The following is an 8,354-nucleotide window of genomic DNA, read 5'->3' on the forward strand; positions in this document are numbered from 1 at the left end:
GACTGATGGACAAGTGATGGTATTGGGTACGATCAACGGATCACTCACAACCACATCCGTTAACGTGGCCGCACCTGTATTGGTCGCAGTGATGGTGTATGTCAATACATCGCCTTCACTCACTTCGGTATTGCCATCATTATCTGCATTGGCGGGGGCAGGTTTATCAACGGCTAAAAGGGGCACATTAATGTTGGTGGTTTCACCGTCAGTAACCGGATCGGTTTGATCCGAATTAGCTGTTGCGGTATTGACGATATTGCTGTCACTGACATTTTGTGGCGTCACAGTGTAGGTTCCGATCAACACACAGGTGCCATTCGGTGCGACTGATGGACAAGTGATGCTGGTTGGTACGATCAACGGATCACTCACAACCACATCCGTTAACGTGGCCGCACCTGTATTGGTCGCGGTGATGGTATACGTCAATACATCGCCTTCACTCACTTCGGTATTGCCATCATTATCCGCATTGGCGGGTGCAGGTTTATCAACGGCTAAAAGGGGCGCATTAATGTTGGTGGTTTCACCGTCAGTAACCGGATCAGTTTGATCCGAATCAGCTGTTGCGGTATTGACGATACTGCCGACACTGACATTTTGTGGCGTCACGGTGTAGGTTCCGATCAACACACAAGTGCCATTCGGTGCGACTGATGGACAAGTGATGCTGGTTGGTACGATTAAAGGATCGTTTACAACTACATTTGTAAGAGATATGTTTCCGGTATTAGTCGATGTAATTGTGTATGTTAATTCATCCCCTTCACTAATTTCACCATTAAAATCATTATCTGTATAAATTGGTGCTGGTTTAACAATATCTAAACTTGGTTCTGGTGTAACAGAAATGCTATTGGTACCTACTGCATCTGGTAAACCACCCTCTTCTGTAGTGCCACTTGCTGTGGCTGTGTTATCAACAGATCCAGCATCAACTTCAGCTTGGGTTACTGTATGACTACAACTGTAAACCCATGTCTCGTCGTAATCTAAAATGTTATAAGGTAAGTTATCACCACTGTCAGGTGTAGTAGATATAGGTGTATCACATTTTGCATCAGCTAAAGATACTGATGAAATAGATACATTACCTGTATTTTCTATTGAGAATGAATAAACAGCTAGGTCATCTTTTTTAGTGATAACTGAAGACGAGTCTTTTGTAAGTACCCAACTCTGTGTTCTTTCTATTGGAAGTCTATGTGTCGCTGCCGCATCTGGAAGTGTTCCTCCGGCTGGAGTTCCTGAAGCTGTAGCATTATTTACCACCTCTCCTGCATCAATTTCTGCTTGAGTGACACTATGATCACAGCTATAAATCCATGTTTCATCAACAGATAATTCACCTAAGACTGGATTATCACCTGCATCTAAAGTAAGTGTAGCAATATCACACTGAGCATCAGTTAAGGTCACTCCACTAATTGTTACATTACCGGTGTTTTTAAGCGTAAAGGTATAACTGGCTATTTGCCCTACAGATGTTGGCTCCGAACTAGAAGTTTTATCTAATGTCCATGCTGGTTTTGGTTCAACTGAAATACTATTACTATCAGATATATCATCTAAATCACCTCCAGCAGGAGTTCCAGAAGCAGTAGCCGTATTATCAACAGTTCCATCATCTACTTCTTGTTGTGTAACAGTATGTTGGCAACTGTAAGTCCATTCTTCACCTACGTCTAAACTGCCCAAAGGAGTATTGTCACCGCTATCTAATGTCAATGTTGATGCGTCACATTTAGCATCAGTTAATGAAACATTATTAATCGTTACATTACCTGTATTTTCAAGAACGAAACTATAGTCAACTATTTGACCTGCTTCTGTTGGAGCAGATGATGAACTCTTATCTAAAGTCCAACTTGGTGATTGACCAGCATTAATCGTTAGGTCAACCGCAGGTGCGTATACATCTGTTGGTGTTGGTGAAGCAGGCGCGTATATTGTAGATGCACTTGCTTGATTAGTAACAAATCCATTATCTAAATCTTCCTGAGTGACATTGTAAACTGCCGTACATTCGATTTTTTCACCTACTGTAAAATCAGGGCCGGTTGAATCTGTTGTAGTCCAACATTGGAATGGTGTACCCCCATTAATTTTATCATCAGTAACCATCACATCTGCAACAAAAGCGGCATTACCGGTATTCTGTACTTCGTATATATAGGTAATTGCCTGACCTAAAGTTGAGAAACTCGTAAAGCTTGAATCGTCAAAACTTTTAGTTATTGTAATCGCTGGATCAGCTCCACTTGGTACTGTTGCAGAATCAGTTGGTGATGTAGTCGTTCCATCTGTAGCCGTTGCTAAATTTGTTGTACTACCGAGGGCTACATCATTAGACGTTACGGTGTATGTCCCGATACAGTTATAAGTATCACCTGGCGCAACACCAGATGCAGGCCATGTATCACAAGTGATAATATCCAATGGATTACCATTGGGGATAAGATTATCGTTGATTGTAATAGGTGACGTAATAGTTACATTACCCGTATTAGTTACTACATAGTCATAAGTAACTTGAGCATTAATTTCAAAATCAGCAGTATCAATAAATTGTGCTGTTTTTGTCATCGCTAGACTAGGGGTTGGTGTGACTGCGATAATTTCGGTCGCTGATGCGTCTGCTAAAGTACCGGCTGCTGGCGTACCTGATACAGAAGCAAAGTTATCGACTGAACCAGCATCAACTTCTGCTTGAGTCACGGTATGATTACAACTATAAACCCAAACCTCATCCGTTTCTAAGATAGAGTTCGTATTAAGATCGCCACTATCTGCTGCTGTTGGTAGAACATCACATTTAGCATCTGCTAATGAAATTCCTGAAATAGTTACATTACCCGTATTCGTCAATGTAAATTCATACGCTACCACATCGTCTTTAACTGTTGGTGTGGAGCTTGACGTTTTATCTAATATCCAAGCTGGTGCTGGTGTGACGGATATACTATTTGTTGCAAGTGCATCCGATAATGTGCCGCCTGCTGGTGTACCTGATACTGACGCTGAATTGTCAACAGACCCTGCGTCTACTTCGGCTTGAGTCACAGTATGATCACAACTGTAAACCCAAACTTCATCGGTCTCTAAGATAGAGTTCGTATTGAGATCGCCACTATCTGGTGCTATCGGTACAACGTCACATTTAGCATCTGCTAATGAGATACCGGAAACAGTTACATTACCCGTATTCGTCAAAGTGAATACATACTCGACCACATCATCTTTAGCGGTTGGTGAAGAGCTTGACGTCTTACCTAATGTCCATGCTGGTGATGGTGTCACTGGAATACTGTTTGTCGCAGATGCATCTGCTAATGTACCACCTGCTGGTGTACCGGATACTGACGCTGAGTTATCAACTGATCCTGCGTCTACTTCGGCCTGAGTCACGGTGTGATCACAACTGTAAACCCAAATTTCATCTATTTCTAAAATAGAGTTAGTATTACTATCACCGCTGCCTGGTGAAGTTGGTACTACATCACATTTAGCATCTGCTAAGTTAATTCCTGATATTGTTACGTTACCAGTATTCGTCAACGTAAAGCTATAAGTAACAACGTCATCTTTTGCAATAGGTGAAGAACTTGATGATTTAACCAAATTCCATGCTGGTGCCGGCGTTACTTGAATATTAAACGTTGCTGGCGCATCAGCCAATGTTCCACCTGCTGGTGTACCTGAAGCTGTTGCAGAATTATCTACCGAACCACTATCAATTTCTGCTTGTGTCACTGTGTGGTCACAGCTATAGATCCAAATTTCGTCTGACTCTAAGATAGAGTTAGTATTTAAATCACCACTATCTGGGGTGGTCGGTGCGACATCACATTTAGCATCAGCTAAAGTAATTCCAGAAACGGAAACATTACCTGTATTTGTTAGAGTGAAACTATAAGAAACAACATCATCTTTATCCGTTGGTGTTGAACTAGAAGTTTTATCCAACGTCCATGTAGGAGCTGCCGCAACTGTGATGCTTTTTGTAGCCAGTGCATCAGCCAATGTTCCACCTGCTGGTGTACCTGAAGCTGATGCAGAATTATCTACCGAACCACTATCAACTTCTGCTTGTGTCACTGTGTGGTCACAGCTATAGATCCAAATTTCGTCTGACTCTAAGATAGAGTTAGTATTTAAATCACCACTATCTGGGGTGGTCGGTGCGACATCACATTTAGCATCAGCTAAAGTAATTCCAGAAACGGAAACATTACCTGTATTTGTTAAAGTAAAACTATATGTGACAACATCATCTTTATTTGTTGGTGTAGAACTAGAGGCTTTATCTAAAGTCCACGATGGCGTAGGAGTAATAGAAATACTGTAACTTGCAAGTACATCAGCTAGTGTTCCACCTGTTGGTGTTCCTGATGCTGTTGCCGTGTTATCTACGGTACCTGCGTCAACTTCCGCTTGAGTTACAGTATGATCACAACTATAAATCCAAATTTCATCAACATTTAATGTTCCTGTAGGTGCGTTATCGCCACTATCTAGAGTCAAAGTAGATGCATCACACTTTGCATCACTTAAAACAACAGCATCAATAGTTACATTACCTGTATTTTCTAGACTAAAGTCATAGCTAACAATTTGACCCGCTTCTGTTGGAGTAGATGGTGAAGTCTTTGCCAATGTCCAAATAGGTGTTTGCTCTCCAGTAATCGTTAAGTCAACCGTCGGAGTTGAAACATTAGAACCCAAATAATCTGTTTCTGCATGAGCTTCGTTAGTCACAAAACCGGCATCCAAATCAGCTTGAGTAACATTGTAAACAACACTACAAGTAATTTTTTCTCCTGTTCTAAAATCAGGGTCTCCTGGAAGCACTGAACTCCAACATTGAAAAGGAGTCCCTCCATTAATTTTATTATCTGAGATATTGATGTCATTTACGAAAGTAGCCGTTCCCGTATTTTCTACTTCATAGGTATATGTAAGCGGCTCATTTAATGTTGTAAAAGTTATATTAGTAGATGTTTTAATTAACGTTATAGCAGGTGTCGCGCCATCGGGTACCGTTTCAGATGCTGTAGGAGACGTAGTTGTTCCATCAGAAGCCGTAGCAATGTTAGTGGTACTGCCAACTGTAACGTCATTAACAGTAACCGTGTAAGTTCCTATACAACTATGAGTATCGCCAGGTGCAAAAGGAACAGGCCATATTCCACAATCAATACTATCTGCAGGAACAGCTAAAGGATTGCTGTTTGGAATTAGGTTATCACTTATGGTAATCGGAGCTGTTATCGACACATTACCTGTATTGGTTACAACATAATCATAAGTTACCTTTTCTCCCGTTGCATAAATTGTGAGAGGTTGAGCCACTTTTGTTAATCCAAGACTTGGATTTGCTGTAATCGGAATGCTGTTGCTTGCCGCAGCTGGAGCGAGGGTACCACCGGCAGGTGTTCCACTTGCTGAAGCATTGTTGTCAACTGATCCTGCATCTACTTCTGCTTGCGTTACGGTATGATCACAACTGTAAACCCAGATTTCATCAATTTCTAAAGTACCTGTTGGTGCATTATCACCACTATCGAGTGATAGGCTTCCGCTGTCACACTTGGCGTCACTCAATACGACACTGTTAATCGTGACATTACCAGTATTTGTTAAACTAAAACTGTATGAAACAACATCATCTTTTTTTGTTGGTGTAGAGCTAGATGATTTAGTTAAAGACCAAGAAGGAGTTTGAGTAACTAATGTTTGTAAATCATCAACTGCTGGCGATAGCGTACCACCTGAAGGAGTACCTGAAACACTAACACTATTATCCACAGTTCCTGCGTCTACTTCTGCTTGTGTAACGGGAATCGATGTACAACTATAAACATGAGTTTCAGTGACATCTAATATTGTATCGCTATTGGTATCGCCACTAACTAAAGATGCTGCAGAAGCACATTTCGCATCACTAATAACGACACTAGCAATAGACACATTACCCGTATTTTCAACTGTAAATGTATAAACTAATGTATCTCCTACATTCGCAGGAGTGCTTGATGTTGCTTTAAGAACAGTCAAACTTGGAGAAGGACCAATCATTGAAACTACAGCATTGGCGGTAGGATCAACTAAAGTCCCACGTTTAGGTGTACCAGTTGCAGTAGCAATATTAGTTATATCTACACCAGCATCCACATCATCTTGAGTAATTGTGTAATTAGCAGTGAAAGTAGCAGAATCTCCCGGGGCAAGAGAATCTATAGATCCATCGATCGAAGCATCAGCTGATAAACCATTTGAATTAACAATAATGGAATCACCAAGAATCGCTGATAGCGTGCCTGTTCCACTATGTACATCCGATACAGTAACATCTTCAACAGTAAGTACACCGGTATTACTTACCGTGTATGTATAGGTAATTATATCGCCTAAAACAGCATCAGTCGTTTTAGAAGCAGCTTTAGTTAAAGTGAGAACAGGATCTACTATAGGACCTGGTATGGATAAGGTACCTGATACGCTACCTATGGTCCCTTCAGTTGGGACTGCAGTCACTTCAGCCGTATTAACAAAGACAACGTCATTATCAAGATTCGCTTGTGTCACAACATGTTGTCCAGTACAGGTCATTTCAGTAGCTACAGGCGGATTTCCTGTTGGTCTAGGTAATGAAGTTACACCTCCACAATCAACAGCACCTGTAATAAATGAATCTGTAACAACTATATTGGTTAACTGAACAGAACCTATATTTTTTACTGTAAAGGTATAATTAATTATATCCCCAACAGCAGCATAAGATGGGACATCCGCTGTTTTTTCAATAGAGATACCGGGTGCAACTTCAGGTGTCCCTGTGGCGTCATTACCGTCTCTAAAGTACCAGTAATTATCTCCTCTAGTAGCACTTCCATCTAAATCTTGAACCTCAGGTGTTGTACTACCTGTTGTTAATATATTATCCAGAAGACCTGAAACAGGTGCCAAGTCAAACCAGGCTGTACTTGTCTCAGTTGAACCCTGATTTCTAAAGCAATTCTCAAAACCATTTGAAACAGTTCCTGCCATATTAGTTCGTTCAGTATAAGGACCTGTAAAACTCGAAACTGTAAAACCATTCAGTAAAAAGAAAACATCATCTTCGTCGAAGTTACCCGGACATGCATCACCATCTCGTGCGGTTAAACGAACATAACCTTCCGTAATAGAACCACCAAAATAATCAGTACATGAAACAGTGCCGCAATTCAGTGCCTGTGTTGGTCCAAGTTGAAATGGACTACCACGATAAGCAGCGGGTGTGCCGGTTTGTTCAAAACCTTGGAACTGCGTCGAAGGATTAACAAACTGATAATAGATATTGCCGTTAGCACCAACAAGTACAACCATGGTTCCACCTACTGGTGGGTAAGTATTAGGTATTGGCCCATTACCATTAGGCACTGTTTCAGTAAATGTTGTGGCATAAGCAATATTTGGCACTATATTTAGTGCAACAAAAAACATCAACAAACTGGATATCAGAAAACCTGCAGATTTCCTGTTAAATTTATTTGTAATTTCATCTGATTTTTTCTTTTTCTTCGTATTTTGGCTACGATTAAAGTCGAAAAATTTCATGTTTTACCTGCTTATTTTAATTTTTTTAGCAAACTAAATTTGTAAGTGATTATTGTTAATATCAGCTATTTCCATCTCATGAAAATACTATCTCATTGATATAATTGTATTTATTTAGATAATAATTTTAATATTTCAATAAACAATCTAGTGATTTAGCTACTTATTTCCCCCATTACACCGTTCATACTAACAAGCGTTATCTGAATTCAATATGAATGACATGCAAACTATTACTTATTAACTTATTAATATTATTTGTTTTTTGAGATTTAAGAATAGATTATTGGTTTGTAGTTTAAGCAGTTAAATAGGTTTAATCCGGTAGCATTTAACCGATATACGGTATAGGTTTTCAATCTATACCTGTCTAAACATTGGATCAATAATCAAAGCCACCCCCCTACTTTGAGGCCTTTTTTTCGTACTGTTAAAAAAGTGCCTGTAAGGTGGGGGTGCTTTTAGCTTTATCAAATTGGTTTGGTTTGTTTTGATTTGGTTGGTTGTTGGTTAATTGATGGTTTGATCTGGGTTTATTTCGGGCACAAAAAAAGCCCATCTCTGGGCTTTTTTCGTTTTTTACTCTTGTTTCTTCGCTTGCTTGAAGATAATTGCTTTTAGTATTTGCCCACTAAGTTGATGAACCAGCCTTCTGCATCACCGTCGGTATTGCTTAAGTCATCATTGAAGTTTGTAAAGTTATAACCTAATCCTATCTTCATGTTTTCTCCGATATGACGATCAACGGC

1 protein-coding gene is annotated in these 8,354 nt (G+C 40.1%); it reads right to left on the reverse strand.

Annotation, left to right across the window (positions count from 1 at the left end; all coding sequences use genetic code 11):
* Positions 1 to 7,605, reverse strand: a 7,605-nt coding sequence (locus EV695_RS20070) for a DUF7507 domain-containing protein (protein WP_131907824.1), incomplete at its 3' end; no start/stop codon positions are given.
* Between the last annotated feature and the right edge of the window lie 749 nt (positions 7,606 to 8,354).

It is taken from the genome of Cocleimonas flava (assembly GCF_004339015.1).
Classification (GTDB): Bacteria; Pseudomonadota; Gammaproteobacteria; order Thiotrichales; family Thiotrichaceae; genus Cocleimonas; species Cocleimonas flava.